An 18,584-nucleotide genomic window follows, 5' to 3' on the forward strand; every position below is an offset into this window, starting at 1 on the left:
GGCGGTCATCGTGCGACCTCACTCTCTCGAGAAGCGGCCACGGATGCGGACATCTCGTGCGCCGTCTTGTAGTCCGCCTTGCCGGTCACATGGCGGGGGATCTGGGGGACCTGCTGGAGCGTGCGCGGGATCTTGTAGCCCGACAGCCGGGTGCGCAGGTGGCGCCGGACGTCGTCGGCGTCGAGCTCAGCCCCGTCGCGGGTCTGCACCAGGGCGGCGACCTGCTGGCCGTACGTCGGGTCCGGCAGCCCGATCACGAGGGTGTCGTAGACGTCGGGGTGCGACTTGAGCGCGACCTCGACCTCCTCGGGGTAGACCTTCTCGCCTCCGGTGTTGATGCAGTTGGACCCGCGGCCGAGCAGGGTGAGCTTGTTGCCGGGCTCGATCTGGACGAAGTCGCCCGGGACGGCGTACCGCACCCCGTCGATGACGCGGAAGGTGCGCGCGGTCTTCTCCGGGTCGCCGAAGTAGCCCAGCGGGATGCTGCCGCCGCGCGCCATCCGGCCGATCGCACCGACGTTGGTCTCCAGGTCGAGCACGCGGTCCTCGTCGTCGAGCACGACCGTCTCCGGACCGACGGCGACCAGGCTGCCCTTGTCGGCGAGGGTGTCCTTCTCGATCCGGCCGTTGCCGGTCATGCCGGTCTCCGACGAGCCGATGATGTCCATGACGAGCACGCCGGGCAGGGCGGTGAGCCAGCGCTCCTTGACCTCCGCGGAGAAGATCGCCGCCGCGCTGGTGATCGTCGTCAGCGTGGAGGCGTCGTATGACCCGGACTCGTAGGCCTCGATCAGCGGGCGCGCCATCGCGTCGCCGATCAGCGAGATGGTGTTGACGCGCTCCTGCTCCACGGTGCGCCACACGGTGTCGGCATCGAACTTCGGCAACAGCACGTTGGTGTGCCCGGTGAAGAAGCGCAGGAGCATCCCCCACTGGCCGTTGGCGTGCATGATCGGGCCGAGCTGCAGGCAGGTCAGCGGGTCGAGGTCGGCCGCGCCGGCGGACTGGTCGTGCTCGGCCAGCGGCAGCTTGGTGACGAAGTCGATCCCGCCGCCGAGGGTGCGCCAGACGTCCTCGTGGCGCCACATGACGCCCTTGGGATAGCCGGTGGTGCCGCCGGTGTAGACGATGAAGACGTCGTCGGGGCTGCGCTCGCCGAAGTCGCGGGTCTCGGGCTGGGCGGCCACTGCGGCGTCCCACTCCCCCGCGTCGTACGCCGTGGGTCGCAGGCCGGTGCCGTCCTCGATCACCAGCTGGTGGCGCAGCCGCCGGTGCTTGGGCACGACCTCGTCGAGGACGGTCGAGTACTGCGCCTCGTGGATCAGGGCGACCATCTCGGAGTTGTCGACCAGGTAGTCGAGCTCACCGCGCACGTAGCGGTAGTTGATGTTGATGGGGACCACGCGCGCCTTGAAGCAGCCGAGCATCGCCGCGACGTGCTCGGGGATGTTGCGCGCCATCAGCCCGACGTGCTCGTTGGGCTGGATGCCGGCGGCGCGGAGGTGGTGGGCGAAGCGGTTCGCCGCCGCGTCGAGCTCGGCGTACGTCGAGCGGTGGTCGCCGACGATCAGGGCGGTCCGGTCCGGGACGACGTCGACGGTGTGCTCGAACAGATCAGCGATGTGGAGTGCCATGAGACCAGAGCATCCTCAGGCCCGTGGTGCGTGTCACACTCGGTACAGCTGAGTTGGACATCACCGATGTCGGACACGGGACCAGGAGGGATCGGATGAGTGCCGCACGTCTCGGGGACACGCCCTCGCGAGGAGCCGCTCCCCAGCCCGGGGTGATCGCCAAGCTGACCCAGATCGTCGACCTGTTCGTCGCCGGGCCGGACCACCTGCGTCTCGACGAGATCGCCGCGCTCTCCGGCCTGCCGCGCTCCACGGCCGCCCGCACCCTGACCCAGCTGGTGGAGCTGGAGTGGCTCGAGCACGACGAGCGCGGCTACGCGCTCGGGCCGCGGATGCGCCAGGTCGGACGCCGGGTCGAGGGGCACCTGCCGTTGCGCTCCGCCGCTGCCGACCCGCTCCACGAGCTGCACGCAGCGACCTCGGCCGTGGTCCACCTGGCGATCCTCGACCGCGGCCAGATCGAGATGGTCGACAAGATCGGTGGGGTACGAACCTCCACGATCCCCACCACCGTCGGCACCCGCTACCCCGCCGAGACCGCCGTGTGCGGCCGCGCGATGCTGGCGAGTCTGTCGCCCGAGCGGGTCGACCAGCTGCTGACCGGCGGGCGCGCCAGCGGAGTGCTGCACGACCGGCTCAACGGCATCCGGCGACGCCGTGGCTTCGCCGTCACCACCGATGACATGCCCTGGGACCTGCGCGGGATCGGTGCGGCCGTCATCGGTCCGCACGGCCCCATCGGCGCGATCTCGGTCGGGCTGCCCGGTCGGCACGCACCGGTCGAGAAGTTCGCACCGCTGCTGGCCCGGGCGGTCCAGCAGACCACCCAGCGCCTGCAGCGCGCCGGCTGACCCGGCGACCGACCGCCGTACGTCGTACGAACGCGGAGGAGGCCCGGACCTGTGGGTCCGGGCCTCCTGCGTAGTGGGTGCAGGCGATCAGTGCACGTCGGGCGGAAGCTCACCCTTGGCGTGCGCCTCGATGAGCTTGGTGCGTCCGGGGTAGCGGATCTCCTCCACCAGCTCCTGCATGACCGGAGACGGCTTCGGCGTGAACTGGGAGACCACGATCGTCACCAGGAAGTTCAGCGCCATCCCGACGACCCCGAAGCTGGTCTCGGCGATGCCGAAGATCCCTTCGCTGTTGCCGTAGATGTCGATCGTCCACAGCATGTAGGCGAGCGTCACGACCAAGCCGGTCAGCATCCCGGCCGTGGCCCCCATGGCGGTGCACTTCTTCCAGAAGATGCCCAGCACGAGCACCGGGAAGAAGCTGGCACAGGCTATGCCGAAGGCCAGGGCGACGACTTGTGCCACGAATCCGGGCGGGTTGATGCCCAGGTAGCCCGCCACCACGATGGCCGCGGCCATCGCGATCCGGCCCACCATCAGCTGACGCGCCTCTGTCGCCTGCGGGTTGATCCGCTTGTAGTAGACGTCGTTGGCGATGGACGAGGAGATCACCAGCAGCAGACCCGATGCCGTGGACAGGGCGGCAGCCAGCGCACCCGCGGCGACCAAGCCGATGATCGGCGCCGGCAGGCCGGCAATCTCCGGAGCGGCGAGGACCAGGATGTCGTTGTTGATCACCAGCTCGTTGGCCGCATCGGCCCCGTAGTCGATGACCCCGTCGCCGTTGAGGTCGTCCACCGTGATCAGGTCGACGTCGGCCCACGTCTGTGCCCAGCCCGGCAGGTTGTCGACGGCGGCACCGGAGACGTCCTGGAGGATGTTGAGCTTGCTGAAGGCTGCGATCGACGGGGCCGTGGTGTAGAGCAGGGCGATGAAGAAGAGCGCCCACAGCGCCGAGAACCGGGCCGCTCGGACGTTCTTCGCGGTGTAGAACCGCACGATCACGTGCGGCAGACCTGCCGTGCCGAACATCAGCGTCGCCGTCATCAGCGTGACGTTGAGCATGTTCATGTTGGTGAACGCCGCGGTGTACTCCGCGAACCCGAGGTCGCGCTGGAGCCCGTCGAGCTCGGCGAGGATCTGCCCGAACCCGATCTGCGGGACCGGGATGCTGGTCAGCTCCGTCGAGATCGCCACCGCCGGGATCAGATAGGCGACGATGAGCACGCTGTACTGCGCAACCTGCGTCCAGGTGATGCCCTTCATGCCGCCGAGGACGGCGTAGAAGAACACGATGACCATGCCGATGATGACGCCGGTCGTGGCGTTCACGTTGAGGAACCGGGCGAACACGAGCCCGGTGCCCGACATCTGGCCGGCGACGTACACGAACGAGATGACCACGGTGCAGACCACCGCGACCATGCGGGCGGTCTCGGAGTACCGGTCCCCCACGAAGTCGGGGATCGTGTACTTGCCGAACTTGCGCAGGTACGGCGCCAGCAGCAGCGCCAGCAGGACGTAGCCGCCGGTCCACCCCATGAGGTAGACCGAGCCGTCGTAGCCGTTGGTCGACAGGGCGATGATGCCGGCCATCGAGATGAACGACGCTGCGCTCATCCAGTCGGCCGCGATCGCGGCACCGTTGGCCGGGGCCGGGATGCCACCGCCGGCGACGTAGAAGCCGGCGGTGTCCTTCACCCGGCTCGCGTAGGCGATGTAGATGTAGAGCGCGAACGACAGGCCGGCGAAGACCAGTGTCCAGACTTGGATCTCGCTCATGGGTGGTGCACCCCTTCCTCCTCGAGCTCGTCGACGCCGAACTCCTTGTCGAGACGGTCCATCCGCCACACGTAGACGGCGATGAGGGCGAGGAAGGTCAGGATCGAACCCTGCTGGGCGAACCAGAAGCCGAGCGGGAAGTCGAGGATCACGATGTTGTTCAGGGGCTTCACGAACCAGATGCCGGCGCCGAAGGACACCGCCGCCCAGATCGTCAGCAACACGGCCATGAGCCTGAGGTTGCGGCGCCAGTAGGCCCGGCGCTGATTTTCGTCCATGAAGGGTTTCCTTCCGGTCGTTCCCGAGGTCGCCAGGTCGGCGCACCAGCGCTGCGAGAGAACCAAGACCGGCGAGAGAGGGTCAAGACGAATCTGTGACACAGGTCACCGCCAGCGCCGAGCGGTAGCGCTGGCGCGGCGAACGGTTTCGCCCCTTGACCGCTCGTCGCAGCAGACCGACCGCTCGTCCGACAGCGCTCGACGGCCCCTGTGCCGCGGGTCACGTCCGGGGTCACAGTCGTGCCATGACCTCCACCGCCACACCGACTGCCCGTGTCCGCACCCGGGTGCCCGGCCGCGGTCGGCTCGTCGCGGCGTCCCTCCTCGTGCTCTTCGGGTCGTTCATGCCCTGGGTGTCGACCGCGGCCGGCAACATCTCCGGCGCCCGCGGGGCCGGGGTGTGGACGTTCTACGCCGCGCTGCTCGGCATCGCCGGCGCGATCATCCCGCTGCGCCGGGTTGGGGCGGTCCAGGCCGCGATCATGGCGGTCGCGGCGATCGCCCTGCCCGTCTGGCAGGTGATCCACCTGCTCTCGCTGGTCGGCACCGCCGGCTGGCTCCCCGGCCCCGGCCTCGTCCTCGTCCTCGGCGGTGGCGTCCTCGCCGCGGTAGCCGCCCGCCAGCTCTACCGCGCGTAATCGTCGGTCGGGCGAAGTCGAGACTCCCTCGTCCGTCGAGTGCCCCGAACGAAGTCGAGACCCCTTGCTCGTCGAGTGCCCCGAACGAAGCCGAGACCCCTTGCTCGTCGAGTGCCCCGAACGAAGTCGAGACCCCTTGCTCGTCGAGTGCCCCGAACGAAGTGAGGGGTGTATCGAGACGCCGCCCCACGCAGCCGAACCCCCACCAGTTCGGCTCACTTCACGCCTTGCGGTATCGTTCCTCCCGCTCGGGCAGGTAGCTCAGTTGGTACGAGCGTCCGCCTGAAAAGTGGAAGGTCGGCGGTTCGACCCCGCCCCTGCCCACGAGCAACGCAGGTCGCTGACCTGCGCGAAGGCCCCCACCGGGTTCCGGCGGGGGCCTTCGGCTTGGGTGGCCAGTTGCAGTTTCAGTTGCAGTTGCAGTTGCAGTTGCAGTTGCAGCTATTACGGCAGCGCTGGTGTCTGGTGCGAAGTGGCGGCCGCCACGAGCAGCTGGTCCAGTCTGACATCGAGTTCGTTAGTTCCGTCCGCCAGCCAGCCACGGGTCATACGAACGCCGTGAGCGCCAGCGCGAGTCGGTGGTCGGACCGGTTTCCGACGTGAGCTTCCTTGCCGGCCAGGACGCGCGACGATCGGTCAAGACAGGGGCGAATCGGCGAACTGGCACACTCAGACTGCCTACCTCAGCGCTGGGCGCGGCTTCGACCCGACGATGCACATCCACGAGAGCGTCGACTTGGTCTGGGAACTTCTCGAGCATGGACTCGTCGTGCGCTAAGCCCCATTCGTACGCGGAGCACGACTTACGCGCCACGGTCCGGGACTAGCTCAGGCGAAAGCTCATCGACGAAATCGGCTGAGCATCACCCGTCCTACCGCTACGCACCACGGAGTGCCCGCCGTGCTGGCGCCGACGACGGAGGCGGCAGCCGCCGCGCTGCGCACCCGACGCTGGTGAGCGCGCCACTGGTCTCGGTAGCCGTCACCCACAGCGCCTGAGCGGAGCGCACGGCACCGATCAAGTCGCCGCGCGCTCCGCGCACACCGGCTCGACCGGGTCGCCTACGGCACCGGGGCCATTGGCTCGGCGCGCTCCAGGCTCGCAACCTCGCGCGTCGCACGGGCGATGGTCGCCGTCCCGGAAAGCACGCTCACACCTGGTTCATTCGTCGTAGCATTGACCGGTGTCGCCTGCGGCACCATAGGAAGGGAGGACAGGTGCGCGTGATCACGGTCGCCCAGCTCGCTAGAGATGGGCACCACTGCTTACAGCCTGCCGATGCCAGCGTCGTTCTGCGCGACCAGATTGACCTATGCCACCCGGACCCGCTGGTGATAGTTGACCTTGACGGGGCACGGCCGAGAGACATCGAGGTCGCGACGGGCGTCCTCGACGCCGCTCGACCAGCCGCACGGGCCCTGTTGGTGGGTCTCGCCACAGAGGCTCCCGCTCCGCACGTCGAACCGTTGCTGGCACGACTGATGACCACGCTGTGCTCCGCACCCAACCTCCAATGCGCCGGCAACCCGGACAACCTCTCGGCTCTTTCCAAATTGGTGGCTGGCGCCCCGCGTGCTGCGCTGGTGCTGGCGGACCTCCTAGAACTGACCGCAAGTTCTTCACTACGCTGGGGGGTCACGGCTGAATCCTTCGCATACTCGATGCTGCTCGCCGGACCCGAGTTTGCGCAATGGCGTGCAGCGACGCCAATTCGGTCGCTCGCGGAGGCCACCACACCTGTTCTCATGAGCCGAGACGGCACACGGCTTCACCTGCGCTTGAATCGGCCCGAACGGCGCAATGCTTTTGGGCGGTCGTTGCGCAACGCACTGTTGGACGGACTGGCGATCGCTCGCATCGATGCCTCTGTGACCGATGTGCTCATTGACGGCGCCGGTCCTGCTTTCTGCAGCGGCGGAGATCTCGACGAGTTCGGCACCACCCCGGATCCCGTGACCGCGCACCATGTGCGGATGGTCGGGCATGCGGGACTCGCGGTGCATGAGCTGCGCGACAAAGCCAGGTTCCGCGTACACGGCGCATGCATCGGTGCCGGCATCGAGATACCGGCGTTCGCAGTTCACATCGAGGCCTCCTCCGACGCATCATTCGCCCTGCCCGAGCTCGGCCTGGGGCTGGTACCCGGAGCAGGGGGCACGGTGAGCATCCCAGCGCGCATCGGTCGGTGGCGGACCGCGTATCTCGCGCTGACCGGTGCCAAGATTGACGCCGCAACAGCCTTGAATTGGGGGTTGGTCGATGCCGTCGTTTGACGGTTCACCGGCCGCCCTGGTCTTTGCCTCGCACGATCCGGTTGCCGCTTGGGCTGCCAGCGGCGCCATGGCGATCAGCGGGCGGCCGGCCGGCCCTCCACTCATGGCACCGGGCGATCCAGCCGGCGCCGCACAGCGATGGATCGACTTGATACGTCTGGCCGGCGCGAAGCGTGGCCATTCGGGCCCTGACCTTCCGGACGCAGCACTGCTCGGCGAACGCGCCGCGCTCCTGGGCCTGACCCGGTCCGGGCCGTCGTCGTGCGGTGGTGGGTTTCGCACGTTCGTGACACGGGACGGATGGGTGGGCATCTCCTTGGGACGAGCCTCCGATCGTGAACTCGTCCCCGCACTTCTCGCTGATGATTTTCCGCCACCCGATACAGCTACGGCAGCGTGGCCTTGGGTCGCCCGCTGGGCCAGGCAGCAGTCAACCACAGAGGCCGGAGAACGACTTCGCCTCCTGGGACTGCCCCATTCGCTACGCCACCGCGGCCGCGCCGCGGCTGCCTCCTCGCCCGAACGGCCGGCCGTGCTGGTCGGGCTACCTGGTGGCGCTCGGACCGTCGTCGAACGGCCGCTGGTTCTTGACTTCACTGCCCTATGGGCCGGCCCGCTGTGCGCTCACCTGCTCGGACTCATCGGGTGCCAGGTGGTCAAGGTCGAAGCGGTCCACCGACCCGACGGCGCGCGCAATGGCCCCGGTGACTTCTTCGATCTCCTGCACTATGGCCACGACAGCGTGGCGGTCGACCTGAGTGAACCGCGCGATCGTGCCAACCTGCGAGAGGTAGCCAGCCGCGCCGACCTGATATTGGAATCCTCCCGCCCAGCCGGACTTGCGCGTGCCGGCTTGGTCGCCGCTGAACTCGTGGCTGAGGGCACTTCATGGCTCTCAATCACGGCTCAAGGCCGCAATGCCGTGGCTGTGGGGTATGGCGATGACGTAGCAGTCCATTCCGGGTTGGCGCGGATCGACGGTCCTGATCTGCTTCCAGTCGGCGACGCACTTGCCGACTCGCTGACGGGCCTCGCATCAGCTGCTGCTGCAGCGAAGCTGCTGCTTGCCGCCCAGGCTCGCATGATCGATGTTTCCATGGATGCTGTGTGTCGCAGCGTGAGCGGACCGGTGGCCGACCACACGTTCATCGAGCGCAACGGCAGATGGTGGGTCGAATCGAAGAGCGGCCTGCATGCCATCCGGGCACCGCGTGGGCGTGTGCCAGGAGGCACCGCGCGCCCCCTGGGCGCCGACAGCGACAGGTGGATGCAATGATCGTGCTGCGCGACGTCGAGGTCGACGGACGCCGGGTCAATGTGCAGGTGCGTGGCGATCGAGTTGTCGCCCTGGGGCCTGTCCGCACGGTACCTCGGTCGCGGGGGGTGACCGTCCTCGAAGGCAGCGGTGGAGCCCTACTTCCCGGCCTGCACGACCACCACTTGCATCTTCTCGCGGCTGCTGCGGCCCACAGCTCAGTCGGCTGTGGGCCAAACGCAGTAGCCGACGCCGAGGAGCTCGGAGCAGCGTTGCGCGCAGCCGGTCCGCCCGGCACTTGGGTGCGTGGCGTCGGCTACCACGAGAGTGTCGCTGGTCCGCTCGATCGCGATCTCCTCGACCGGATCTGCCCGGACCGCCTTGTCCGCGTTCAGCACCGCGGTGGCGCATTGTGGATCCTCAACTCGGCCGCGCTGGCGGCGACCGGTGTCGCGAACGATGCCGACCCCGATGTGAGCCGCGACGAACACGGACGCGCCGACGGACGCCTTTGGCGCTACGACAGCCGATTGCGCAAACGCCTGCCCGATGCTGCGTGGCCCGACCTAGCCTTCCTGGGCCGGAGCCTCGCTTCGTACGGCATCACGGGCATCACCGACGCAACCCCCGACCTTAGCGACAGCGCCGTGGCCTATTTGCGCGGGACGGTCACCGCCAGAGTCCTTCCGGCCCACCTCACGGTGCTCGGATCGCTTGGTCCCCCTCCGCCCCTGCGCTCAGGCCCTGTCAAGCTGCATCTACGAGATCACGACCTCCCGTCCGCCGACGCTCTCAGTGAGCTCGTAAGAGCCGCCCGGTCGGCGAACCGTGGTGTCGCGGTGCACTGTGTCGGTGCCGAGAGCCTGGCACTCACTCTGGCCACCCTGGCCAAACTCGGCTCACACCCACAGGACCGCATCGAGCACGCCTCCGTGGTCCCGCCGTCGATGCGCTCCGACCTGCGGACGCTCGGCGTCGCGGTAGTGACCCAGCCGGGATTCGTATATGCGCGCGGCGACGAGTACCTCCAAGAGATCGCCGAGCCCGAGCTGTCCTGGCTCTATCCCTTTGCGTCGTTACTGGCCGAGGGAATCCCTGTGGTGGCGAGCAGCGACCATCCCTACGGTCCGCTTGATCCCTGGACGGTCATTCGCGCGGCGACGACCCGGACCACGTCCGGTGGAACCAGGCTGTCCCCGGACGAGCGGGTGCCAGCCGCTCTGGCGTTGCGCGGCTACCTTACCGCCTCCCACGACCCGGGCGGGGCGGTCCGGACGGTGACACCCGGCGCGTCCGCGGATCTGTGCCTGCTCGATGCGCCTCTTGCAACGGTGCTCGCCGACCCGCAAGCGGGGCGCGTGGTCGCAACCATGGTGCAGGGCCAGTTCACCCACAGACGCTGAGTCGACGATTGACACTTACGGAGCCTGACGCACAGGGCGGGGGCCGTGGGTGCGCATGAGCGTGCCGCTGGTGTGTCCAGACCCTTCCCGGCACCCGGGTCAGGCAGCATGGGGCCGCGATCCGGGTGGGTGCGGTCGCAGCATCAGTCCGGAAACGACCACGCCGACGAGCCCGCAGGCGGCCATGACCAGTGCGGCGGTCTTCACACCATCCGCCGACATTGCAGCAGACCCCGGGGAGAACAACTCAATCAGGACGACGGCCATAGCACTCCCGATCGCAAAACCGAGCGCCCGGACCACGTGGTTGGCGCTCAGCACACTGGCTGTGGCCGTGCCTGGCACGTGGTTCACGACAACGACCGGGAGCGCAGCAAAGGCGCATCCACCACCAAGCCCCGCAGCGGCCATCGCCACTGCCACTCCCCACACCGAGCCCGAAGCGACCCCGAGGGTGAGCGTGGCCACAGTGAACCAGGCGCACCCAATCGGTAAAATTCGCTCGGCTGGCCAACCAGAGCGTGCCGCGAGCACTCCTCCGACCCACCCGGCAAGCGAGTAGGGCAGCATCAACAAACCCGAGACAAAAACGTCGAGCCCTAGGCCACCGGTGTCGGTGCTCGCTTGGACGGCGATTGTCGCGACCACGAGAACTGCATACATCGAGGCGCCGGCAAGCAACGCGGTCATGTGAGCGCCCAGCACAGACCGCGTCCGCGCGAGCCGCAAGTCGATCATCGGAGCCGGCAACCGCAGTGATCGCCAGCCCCAGGCAAGCAACAGCACCAGACCGCCGGTACTGGACACCAAGACCTCGAGCGAGGTCCAGTTCCAACTGTTTCCCTGCGTCACGGCAAGTAGTACGGCGGTTGACCCCAAGCCTAACAACAACGCTTCGCACATATCGACGGAACGACGGGGCCCGTGGTGGGTCGGGATGGTTCGTGCCGCGAGCACGACGATGGCGGCAACTGCCAACACGCCAAAGAGGTGGGCACCGTGCACGCCACTGATCGAAGCCAGCGTCGTGGACAGCGGGAATCCGACACCCGCCGCCACTGTCGCAGAGATCGAGATCGAAGCGATCGTCGCATCACGACGATCCCAAGGAAGCACATCGCGCGCGATAGCCATGGCCATCGGCAGCAAGCCGAATCCCGCGCCTTGAGCGATCCGCCCGACCAGGAATGCTCCGAAGCCGAGCGGCACAGTCGCAAGGATTGTGCCGGCCAGCACGACCACAAGTACGGCGATGATGATTCCGCGGCGTGCTGGCCCCTCACCGATGCGACCGATCAAGGGAGCACTGACCGCGCCGAAGAGGAGCGGCCCGGTGAGCGTCCACTGGGCCGCAGACAGCGAGACCTCGAAGAGATCCGCTATCTGCGGCACCAAAGGAGCACCGAGGCTGCTGACCAGCGGACTGACCGCAGCCAGCATCATCAAAGTAAGGATCAGGAGGCGATGTGCCCCGACGGGCGACGAGGATGCCGCCGCATTGCTCAAGCGTCGAACCGCAGGATCTTCCGCGCGTTGAGTTCAGTGATCTTGTGGCAGTCCTCGTCGGGCAGGTCTACCAGTGTCTCGGCCGCACGCTTGCGGCTGTTGGGCCAGTTGGAATCCGAGTGCGGATAGTCGATTTCGAGCATCACACGGTCCGCGCGGATCTCGCCCGGCTTGTCCCCAAGGTTCTTTATGCCGTGGACGTCATCGATAAAGCAGCCCCAGAAGTGCTCGTAGAAGAGGTCCGAGGGGCGGGTATTGCGGTCGATGTCCTGGTACCAACGGTGCCGCTCCCACGTGTAGTCCGCGCGCTCGAGGACGTACGGCAACCAGCCGATGCCACCCTCGGCGAGGATAAATTGCAACTTGGGATGCTTCTGCAACTGGCCGGAGAAGAGCAACTCCACCGACGACCACATGAGGTTGCTGGAGAAGAGGGTGATAGCGACGGCGTACGGCACCTCAGTCGTCTTGGCCGCCTCCGCAGACCGCCCAGTCGTGCCGGTCGCGGTACTGAACGGAAAACCTGGCACGAAGCCACCAGAGCCGAAGTGGAGACTGACCGGCATGTCGGTCTCTTCGCAGACGTCCCAGAGCGGACCCCAGTAGTCGTCGTGGAACCCCGGCAGCCCGAGCGGGATTGGATTGTCGGGGAAGCTGATCGTGCGGCAGCCCTTGTCCGCCAGCCGCTCCACCTCCTTGACCGTCGCGTCGATATCCCAGACTGGCAGGATCCCGAGCGGAATCAACCGGTCCGGGTGGGCACCACACCACTCGTCAATGTGCCAGTCGTTCCACGCCTTGATGCACAGCTCGGCGAGCTCCTTGTCCTTGGCACGGTGAAATACGCCGCCGCCGAAGCCCGGGAACGACGGGAAACAGAGGGCGGCATGGACTCCGTCGAGGTCCATGTCCTTGACGCGCGCGTCCGGCTCGTAGCAACCAGGGATCATGTCCTGGTAGCGGACCGGCTCCATACCGAAGTCTTTCGGCTCCCTGCCCGCGACCGCGTTGACCCCGATGTAGGGGAACAACTGGCCTTCATATTTCCAGGTGTGGTTCCCCTCTGCGGTGGTGATGATCTGCGGGCCGGAAGCCTGATACTTCGCCGGAAGGCGGTCCTGCCATACCCGCGGGTGCTCGATGACGTGATCGTCAACCGACACGATTTTCATGTAGTCCTGTAGTGGCACGTCCACCCTCCGTGATGTATGAATAGAACATCTACTGTATCTAATGTGCTAGCCGAGGGGAACCCTTGGGGAGAGATCGAGGTCGGCAATGACGACACCGAGCAACAGCGCTGTTCCGCAAGGCCCCCCTTCCGAGGAGGAAGAGGATCACGATCTCCTCACTTATGGCGTCGCCGAGGACCGCCTCCGGGAGGAGATCTTGCTCGAGAAGAGCCGGCTCAGCGCGGCCGAGAGGAGTGGCGACGACACCACCATCTCTCAGGAGCGAGTCGCGGCGCTTGAAGCTGCCTTCAAACGACACAGGGAGGCCCGCGACAGCGCGTTCAACGAGAAGCAGTTCTTCGGTGACCAGTTCGAGGCTGGCCGGGAAGCACCGTGACCATCGGATTCATCGGTGCCGGCCAGATCGGCGGCCCGATGGTCGAACGGCTTCTGGCGGCCGGCCGCCCGGTTCGACTGCTCGCTCGACGTTCCGAAGTGCACGATACCTACGCCGCCCTCGGTGCGACCGTCACCGACTCCATCGCCGAGACGGTGCGTCCAGCAGACATCGCCATCGTATGCGTGTACGACGACGCACAACTTCGGTCGGTCGCCCTCAGCCCCGAGGGTGCGCTAGCCCACATGCGACCTGGAACGCTGCTCGCGAGCCACACCACCGGCTTGCCGCAGACCCTCGACGACATTGCCGACGCGGGTGCTCTCGGAGGTATCGACGTCGTCGACGCCAGCTTCAGCGGTACCGCTAACGACGTACGAGCAGCACAGCTGACCATCATGCTCGGCGGCAATGACACGGCAGCAGAACGCCTCATCCCCCACCTTGAGTGCTATGCCTCTACCATCATCCGCACTGGTGCGCGCGGATCGGCCCTGAAGACGAAGTTGGTGAACAACCTCCTCTTTGCGGCGCACGCACAGCTGGCAGCAGATGCGCTCCGACTCGGACATGACCTAGGCTTGGACCGGTCCCTGCTCCTCCAGACGGTGAGCGCAAGCAGCGGAGCGAGCGAGTTCATCACCCGTATGCAAACCTATGGCTCGCCGGACGCTATGTTCGAGCGCGTCACGCCGTACCTCGCCAAAGACTTCGGCGCTGTGCGGGCGGCGGCTGAGGCACTCGGCCTGGACCTCGGGGTCGCCGCGGTGACCATCGATCAGGGTCCATTGCGGATGAGCTGATACCGAGCGGCTGGATCCTCAGACCCCGAGGACCGGCTCAACCTCGTCGTCGACCCACGCACGCTGGACTAGCGCCAGACGCCCGCCGGCAAGCATCATCGCGCTGAACATTTGCAGTTCCACGATCTCCTCGACCGTGAAGTGCTCAGCGAGCTCCCGGTAGGTCGCGTCGTCGACGGCGAACCAGTCTGCACTGAAGTTGTCTGCGTAGCGCAGCGCTACCTGCTCGCGCGGGGTGAACGACTCGTCATCGGACGAGAGGCAGGCGATGTCCTGTTCACTGACAGTGTCGCTCTTGCGTCCGATCTGACAGGTTCGGCATTGAGTAAAGGATGCGATACGCAGACGCACCAGTTCGCGCAGTCGCTCGTCCAGGATCGCCCCCTCGTTCAGGGTGGCCAACAGGCGGACCCAGGCCGTTGCGGCCTCGGGCCGTCGCGCCCAGATCTGGACGGGCAGCGTACTGCTCAGCGTGCGCGCAGCAAGTCGTCCATTGATCTCGGCACCGAGTTCGGCAGGCATCTCGTCCAGCGACAAAGGTCGGATCGCGGGCATTCGCCTCAACTCGCTTCGGCAAGCGTCGTGGCCTCACAGCGCAACACGCAGTGAACGCCGCGACGGGACAGTTCCAGGGCACCACCGAGCGAGATCGCCACCCGACGGGGGCCAGCGAGTGACGCGCCGAGGACCGCGCAGTCAAAGGAATGGCGCAGGCGCCGGATGATCACAGCAATCGGGCGACCCACCGCATCCAGGGCACGCTCGGCCGCAATCCTGTCGAGCGCTACCGGTACATCGAACTCCCCGCTCGCACCGGCGGGATTCTGAATCCACATTGTCCCACCCCCGACTTCATCGACGCGCAAGTAGGACGTTCCATCGGGCAGATCTCGAAGGGGCGCGACATGCATCAACGCCGTGGTCTTCGGTTCGGACATCACCGGCACTCCGATCACTTCAGACATATATTGTTTACAACGTATCACCCGAGCCGGTCCGCCAGCAGCGAGTCGACCGAAACGCCCGAGCTCCCAGCGGTCACCAGGACCGCGCACCTAGTCACCCCGCGGGGGAATCCCCGGCACCCGCGCGACTTTGCCGTGGTGTGCCTCGAGTGGGACACCCAGGGCGCTGACGACGCGGGTCACATGGGCATACCAGCTGATGGTGAGCACCATTTCGACCATCATTTCCTCGCCCAGCTCGGCTGAGAGCGCCTGCCAGGTCGCGTCCGCCACGACGCCGCCGACCAACTCATCGACAATGCGTAGAACCGCGCGCTCGAGCGAACTGAACACTCCAGGGTCACCGCTCGCGAGAGCATCCAGCTGCTCGTCGGTGACGCCGGCACTGGTGGCGAGGCGCACATGGCTGCGCCACACGTAGTCGCTGCCGCCTAGTTGCGCGCAGCGCAGGATCGCCAGCTCCCGCAACCCACGAGGAGCCTTCGCGTCAGCGCGCAGTGCCCACGCGAAGTCGATCCAGCCCTGAAGCAGGGGCGGCGCCGCTGCCAGCGCCTGGTACAGGCGGGGAACCCCGCCTGCTTCCCGAGCGACCTGTTCGTAGATCCTTTCGAGCGTAGCGTCACCAGCGGGATCCACTCGCCGCGTGATCCGCTGCCCCCGATCAGGTGATGACACCGCGATCCTTCAGTTCAATGATCTGGCCCCAGTCGCGACCCATCCCGAGCAGAATCTCTTCAGTGTGTTGACCCAACTCTGGCGCAGCGACCGGAGAGGCAGGCTCCTCGTCGAACTGCACCGGGTTGGCAACAACTGCAAGTTTGCCGCCACTAGCTGTGTCGAGGACAGGCAGGTAACCATTCGCGATAGCCTGCGGGTCCACGTGGACTTCCTGCGGCGTCTGCAGTGGCGACCAGACTCCCTCGATGTCGGCGAGAACCTCGCGCCACTCGTCGACCGTCTTCGACAAGAACACATCCTTGAGTTCTTGGGTGCACTCAAGAGCGTTTTTCTCCCGAAGTTCGTGGCTTTCGAACCGCGGATCTGCGATCAAGTCGGGCCTGCCCATCGCGGTCACGAGCTCAGTCCAGTACCGATCAGACTGGAGCATAGTGAGGTTGAGGTGCCGACCGTCCTTGGTGGCATACATGCCCACCGTCGGGTTGATCATCGCTTCGGGGTCGTAGCGATAGACGTCCTTGTCGGGAAACAGGCCAGCCGAGGCCATGTCGACCGAGATGTTCCACATCGCGAGGTTGAGCAACGACACATCGACGACCGACGGCTCGCCAGTGCGCTCGCGACGAAAGAGCGCGGCGGCGAGCCCGCCCGCGATCGTCAACCCTCCCATCACATCCCCGAAGGCCGAGCGCATCCGCACGGGATACTCCCCGGGCGGGCTCACCGTGTAGCCGATCCCGCCGCGAGCCCAGTACGACGAGGAGTCGAAGCCACCCCGGTGCGCGTCCGGCCCCCGCACGCCTGCGCCGTGACCGCGCGCGTAGATAATTTTGGGATTGTGCTTACGGATGTCCTCGAGCTCGATGCCGAGTTTCTGACGGGCGTCGGGCAAGAAGTTCGTGAGGAAAACGTCTGCGGTCTTGCAGAGCTCGTAAAGCAGCTCCTTGCCCTCGTCGCTGGCGAGGTCGAGGCCGAAGCTCCGCTTGCCGCGGTTGGGGACCTCCATCATGTAGTTGACCCCGCCGGCCTCCTGGGGAAGAAACTTCGAATTGATCAGGCCGCGTTGCGCGTCACCGGTGACCGGGTGCTCGATCTTGACAACGTCTGCGCCCCATTCGGCGAGCACCGCGCCCGCCGTGGGAACGAAGGTCCACATCGCTACTTCAACGATGCGTACACCATCCAGCACGTTCGTCGTCATCTATGTCCTCCGGTCGTTGAGCGCGGTCGCAGTTTCAGTCTCATGCATATCGCACATATAATGTTATACTTGTATCATACGATGCAATGGTTGTTCCGCGTCAACAACTGATAGAGGTGACGAATGACCACAGCATCCCCCTCAGCTGCCGCGACACCCACGCCCCCCCTGCCTCGGCTCACCCCCGAGTCGGACTTCTTCTGGACGTCGGGAGCTGACGCCGTGCTACGGATCCAGCAGTGCCCGGAGACTCACACCTGGATTCATCCGCCACGTCCCGACTGTGGCCCCGCCGGCGAGTACGTCCCCGTCCCCATGGCCGTCAGTGGCCGGGGAACAGTCTTCAGTTTCACGATCAACCGCCAGCCTTTCCTGCCGAGTCTGCCTCCGCCGTACGTCGTAGCGATCGTCGAACTCGACGAGCAGGAGGGCCTGCAGCTGACAACCCGTGTCGTCAACTGTGAGCCCGAAGAGGTCCACATCGGTCAGCGGGTCACCGTGGTCTTCGAACAGCATGGCGACATCTACCTGCCCTTCTTTGAGCCATTGAAAGGCGGTGAGAATCGATGAGTAGTAAGTTTGAGCATGACGCCGTGATCACCGGCATCGGCCGCTCTGATATTGGCCGCCATCTCGGGCGGTCAGGTCTCGATCTCACTGTGCAAGCCGCCCGCACCGCAGTGGCCGACGCCGGCCTGAAGATGGCCGACATCGACGGGCTCGTCGCGTGGCCCGGGGAGTATGCTGCGGCTCCTGGGTTCAACGGCCCAAGCCCGTGGAGGACCAAGAGCGCCCTCGACCTGGACCTAAAATGGCATCTGGCCTGCCAGGAGGGGCCGGCTCAGTTCACGCCCGTGATGGCTGCCGCTATGGCTGTCTCCACGGGCTTAGCCCGCCACGTACTGGTTTACCGAACCACCGAGGAATCGACTGCCCAGGGAGTCGGGCGGCGGCTGCGCACCGACGGAGGTGACGCCGGAGGTGTCACCGGCTATCTGCATTGGCTCCGGCCATTTGGAGCGCTGTCCGCCGCCAACTGGTTGGCCATGAACTACCGCCGCTACGCCATGGAGACCGGTGCTCGTCGCGATCAGGTGGGCTGGCTCTCAGTGAGCCAGCGGCGCTACGCCGCCGACAACCCGGCGGCCATCCTCCGGGATCACATCACCATCGATGACTATCTGTCCGCCCGGATGATCAGCGATCCTTTCTGCCTCCTCGACTGCGACCTGCCTGCCGATGGCTCCGTGGCGCTCGTGGTTTCGGCCGCCGAGACCGCGGCTGACGCACCCACTTCGATCCGGATCGAAGCCATCGGGTCGGCGATATCGAACCGGCCCGAGTGGGACCAGTGGCGCCACCCGCATCAGATGGCAGCTCAGGACGCGGCCCGCCACCTGTGGAACCGGACCGACCTCAAGCCAGCTGACGTGGACACGGCCCAACTCTACGACGGGTTCACTTTCCTCACGATCGTGTGGCTGGAGTCGCTGGGCTTTTGTGAGTACGGCGAAGCACCAGCGTTCGTGGAGGGTGGCAAGAACATCGCGGTGGACGGCCAACTCCCCCTCAACACCAGCGGTGGCCAGCTCTCAGCGGGTCGCCTCCACGGCTGGGGTCATCTCTACGAGGCCTGCGCGCAACTACGAGGCGAGGCGGGCGCCCGGCAGGTTCAGGGCGCCGAGGTGGCGTTGGCCGCCGCAGGAGGCGGACCGCACGGCGGCTGCCTACTGCTCACAACCTGACA

The 18,584-nt window shown here is 66.4% G+C and carries 18 protein-coding genes, 1 tRNA gene and 1 pseudogene; 11 read left to right on the top strand and 9 right to left on the bottom strand.

The features are described from left to right. Window positions 1-5 precede the first annotated feature (5 nt). Window positions 6-1,634 (bottom strand): acyl-CoA synthetase, encoded by a 1,629-nt coding sequence (locus J2S59_RS02725; protein ID WP_068118150.1) that lies wholly within the window; start codon window positions 1,632-1,634, stop codon window positions 6-8. 95 nt (window positions 1,635-1,729) lie between these two features. On the opposite strand from J2S59_RS02725, the gene J2S59_RS02730 reads away from it, so the two are divergent. Further along, window positions 1,730-2,485 (top strand): IclR family transcriptional regulator, encoded by a 756-nt coding sequence (locus J2S59_RS02730; protein WP_181641614.1) that lies wholly within the window; start codon window positions 1,730-1,732, stop codon window positions 2,483-2,485. Between the two features lie 87 nt (window positions 2,486-2,572). Here the strand turns inward: J2S59_RS02730 and J2S59_RS02735 are convergent, their stop codons facing one another. Further along, complete coding sequence (locus J2S59_RS02735; RefSeq protein ID WP_068118146.1) at window positions 2,573-4,267, bottom strand: sodium:solute symporter family protein; 1,695 nt, start codon at window positions 4,265-4,267, stop codon at window positions 2,573-2,575. Next, complete coding sequence (locus J2S59_RS02740; RefSeq protein ID WP_068118143.1) at window positions 4,264-4,545, bottom strand: DUF4212 domain-containing protein; 282 nt, start codon at window positions 4,543-4,545, stop codon at window positions 4,264-4,266. The genes J2S59_RS02735 and J2S59_RS02740 overlap by 4 nt, the downstream gene beginning before the upstream one ends. A gap of 245 nt (window positions 4,546-4,790) precedes the next feature. Here J2S59_RS02740 and J2S59_RS02745 point away from each other — a divergent pair, with 245 nt between their 5' ends. From J2S59_RS02745 to J2S59_RS02765, 5 genes are all read left to right on the top strand, one after another. Beyond that, window positions 4,791-5,183, top strand: coding sequence for a hypothetical protein (locus J2S59_RS02745; RefSeq protein WP_306824783.1), 393 nt, complete (start codon window positions 4,791-4,793; stop codon window positions 5,181-5,183). Window positions 5,184-5,433: 250 nt separating this feature from the next. After that, window positions 5,434-5,507, top strand: a tRNA-Phe gene (locus J2S59_RS02750). 900 nt (window positions 5,508-6,407) lie between these two features. Then, complete coding sequence (locus tag J2S59_RS02755; RefSeq protein ID WP_306824784.1) at window positions 6,408-7,457, top strand: enoyl-CoA hydratase/isomerase family protein; 1,050 nt, start codon at window positions 6,408-6,410, stop codon at window positions 7,455-7,457. Window positions 7,458-7,560: 103 nt separating this feature from the next. After that, a complete protein-coding gene (locus J2S59_RS02760) occupies window positions 7,561-8,733 on the top strand; it encodes a CoA transferase (RefSeq protein ID WP_246360612.1) in 1,173 nt (390 codons plus the stop codon). Beyond that, complete coding sequence (locus J2S59_RS02765; RefSeq protein ID WP_068124765.1) at window positions 8,730-10,115, top strand: amidohydrolase family protein; 1,386 nt, start codon at window positions 8,730-8,732, stop codon at window positions 10,113-10,115. The genes J2S59_RS02760 and J2S59_RS02765 overlap by 4 nt, the downstream gene beginning before the upstream one ends. Window positions 10,116-10,214: 99 nt before the next feature. On the opposite strand, the gene J2S59_RS02770 is transcribed toward J2S59_RS02765, so the two are convergent. Further along, the gene (locus tag J2S59_RS02770; RefSeq protein WP_068124764.1) at window positions 10,215-11,558 is read right to left on the bottom strand and encodes an MFS transporter; all 1,344 of its coding nucleotides are present in this window, start codon (window positions 11,556-11,558) and stop codon (window positions 10,215-10,217) included. A gap of 59 nt (window positions 11,559-11,617) precedes the next feature. Beyond that, window positions 11,618-12,811, bottom strand: a complete 1,194-nt coding sequence (locus J2S59_RS02775; protein ID WP_068124762.1) for an amidohydrolase family protein — start codon at window positions 12,809-12,811, stop codon at window positions 11,618-11,620. An 88-nt stretch (window positions 12,812-12,899) separates the two neighbouring features. On the opposite strand from J2S59_RS02775, the gene J2S59_RS02780 reads away from it, so the two are divergent. Both J2S59_RS02780 and J2S59_RS02785 read left to right on the top strand, forming a co-directional pair. Continuing rightward, window positions 12,900-13,190 (top strand): hypothetical protein, encoded by a 291-nt coding sequence (locus J2S59_RS02780; RefSeq protein ID WP_068124761.1) that lies wholly within the window; start codon window positions 12,900-12,902, stop codon window positions 13,188-13,190. Then, window positions 13,187-13,993: an NAD(P)-dependent oxidoreductase gene (locus J2S59_RS02785; protein ID WP_181642611.1), complete on the top strand. Its 807-nt coding sequence runs from the start codon at window positions 13,187-13,189 to the stop codon at window positions 13,991-13,993. The genes J2S59_RS02780 and J2S59_RS02785 overlap by 4 nt, the downstream gene beginning before the upstream one ends. Window positions 13,994-14,011: 18 nt before the next feature. Here the strand turns inward: J2S59_RS02785 and J2S59_RS02790 are convergent, their stop codons facing one another. The 4 genes from J2S59_RS02790 to J2S59_RS02805 all read right to left on the bottom strand — a co-directional run bounded on the left by J2S59_RS02790 (window position 14,012) and on the right by J2S59_RS02805 (window position 16,837). Further along, a complete protein-coding gene (locus J2S59_RS02790) occupies window positions 14,012-14,515 on the bottom strand; it encodes a carboxymuconolactone decarboxylase family protein (RefSeq protein WP_306824785.1) in 504 nt (167 codons plus the stop codon). A gap of 38 nt (window positions 14,516-14,553) precedes the next feature. Next, window positions 14,554-14,958, bottom strand: a complete 405-nt coding sequence (locus tag J2S59_RS02795; RefSeq protein WP_181642610.1) for a hypothetical protein — start codon at window positions 14,956-14,958, stop codon at window positions 14,554-14,556. Window positions 14,959-15,048: 90 nt separating this feature from the next. Next, entirely contained in the window at window positions 15,049-15,594 is a 546-nt protein-coding gene (locus J2S59_RS02800) for a carboxymuconolactone decarboxylase family protein (protein WP_068124755.1), read from the bottom strand. A 25-nt stretch (window positions 15,595-15,619) separates the two neighbouring features. Next, window positions 15,620-16,837, bottom strand: coding sequence for a CaiB/BaiF CoA transferase family protein (locus J2S59_RS02805; RefSeq protein ID WP_068124750.1), 1,218 nt, complete (start codon window positions 16,835-16,837; stop codon window positions 15,620-15,622). Between the two features lie 123 nt (window positions 16,838-16,960). Here J2S59_RS02805 and J2S59_RS20285 point away from each other — a divergent pair. From J2S59_RS20285 to J2S59_RS02815, 3 genes and pseudogenes are all read left to right on the top strand, one after another. After that, window positions 16,961-17,110 (top strand): annotated as a pseudogene (locus tag J2S59_RS20285) (hypothetical protein); the annotation flags it as partial. A gap of 42 nt (window positions 17,111-17,152) precedes the next feature. After that, on the top strand, window positions 17,153-17,407 hold the full coding sequence (locus J2S59_RS02810) for a Zn-ribbon domain-containing OB-fold protein (RefSeq protein WP_306824786.1): 255 nt from the start codon (window positions 17,153-17,155) through the stop codon (window positions 17,405-17,407). A 23-nt stretch (window positions 17,408-17,430) separates the two neighbouring features. Next, window positions 17,431-18,582, top strand: a complete 1,152-nt coding sequence (locus tag J2S59_RS02815) for a thiolase family protein (protein WP_220138627.1) — start codon at window positions 17,431-17,433, stop codon at window positions 18,580-18,582. Window positions 18,583-18,584 lie beyond the last annotated feature (2 nt).

The organism is Nocardioides massiliensis, assembly GCF_030811215.1.
GTDB lineage: Bacteria > Actinomycetota > Actinomycetes > Propionibacteriales > Nocardioidaceae > Nocardioides_A > Nocardioides_A massiliensis.

What these genes read in the sequence shown, in the direction of transcription:
- J2S59_RS02725 (WP_068118150.1), bottom strand. Translation starts at nt 1,634, where the DNA reads ATGGCACTCCACATCGCTGATCTGTTCGAGCACACCGTCGACGTCGTC.
- J2S59_RS02730 (WP_181641614.1), top strand. Translation starts at nt 1,730, where the DNA reads ATGAGTGCCGCACGTCTCGGGGACACGCCCTCGCGAGGAGCCGCTCCC.
- J2S59_RS02735 (WP_068118146.1), bottom strand. Translation starts at nt 4,267, where the DNA reads ATGAGCGAGATCCAAGTCTGGACACTGGTCTTCGCCGGCCTGTCGTTC.
- J2S59_RS02740 (WP_068118143.1), bottom strand. Translation starts at nt 4,545, where the DNA reads ATGGACGAAAATCAGCGCCGGGCCTACTGGCGCCGCAACCTCAGGCTC.
- J2S59_RS02745 (WP_306824783.1), top strand. Translation starts at nt 4,791, where the DNA reads ATGACCTCCACCGCCACACCGACTGCCCGTGTCCGCACCCGGGTGCCC.
- J2S59_RS02760 (WP_246360612.1), top strand. Translation starts at nt 7,561, where the DNA reads ATGGCACCGGGCGATCCAGCCGGCGCCGCACAGCGATGGATCGACTTG.
- J2S59_RS02765 (WP_068124765.1), top strand. Translation starts at nt 8,730, where the DNA reads ATGATCGTGCTGCGCGACGTCGAGGTCGACGGACGCCGGGTCAATGTG.
- J2S59_RS02770 (WP_068124764.1), bottom strand. Translation starts at nt 11,558, where the DNA reads ATGATGCTGGCTGCGGTCAGTCCGCTGGTCAGCAGCCTCGGTGCTCCT.
- J2S59_RS02780 (WP_068124761.1), top strand. Translation starts at nt 12,900, where the DNA reads ATGACGACACCGAGCAACAGCGCTGTTCCGCAAGGCCCCCCTTCCGAG.
- J2S59_RS02790 (WP_306824785.1), bottom strand. Translation starts at nt 14,515, where the DNA reads ATGCCTGCCGAACTCGGTGCCGAGATCAATGGACGACTTGCTGCGCGC.
- J2S59_RS02795 (WP_181642610.1), bottom strand. Translation starts at nt 14,958, where the DNA reads ATGTCTGAAGTGATCGGAGTGCCGGTGATGTCCGAACCGAAGACCACG.
- J2S59_RS02805 (WP_068124750.1), bottom strand. Translation starts at nt 16,837, where the DNA reads ATGACGACGAACGTGCTGGATGGTGTACGCATCGTTGAAGTAGCGATG.
- J2S59_RS02810 (WP_306824786.1), top strand. Translation starts at nt 17,153, where the DNA reads ATGGCCGTCAGTGGCCGGGGAACAGTCTTCAGTTTCACGATCAACCGC.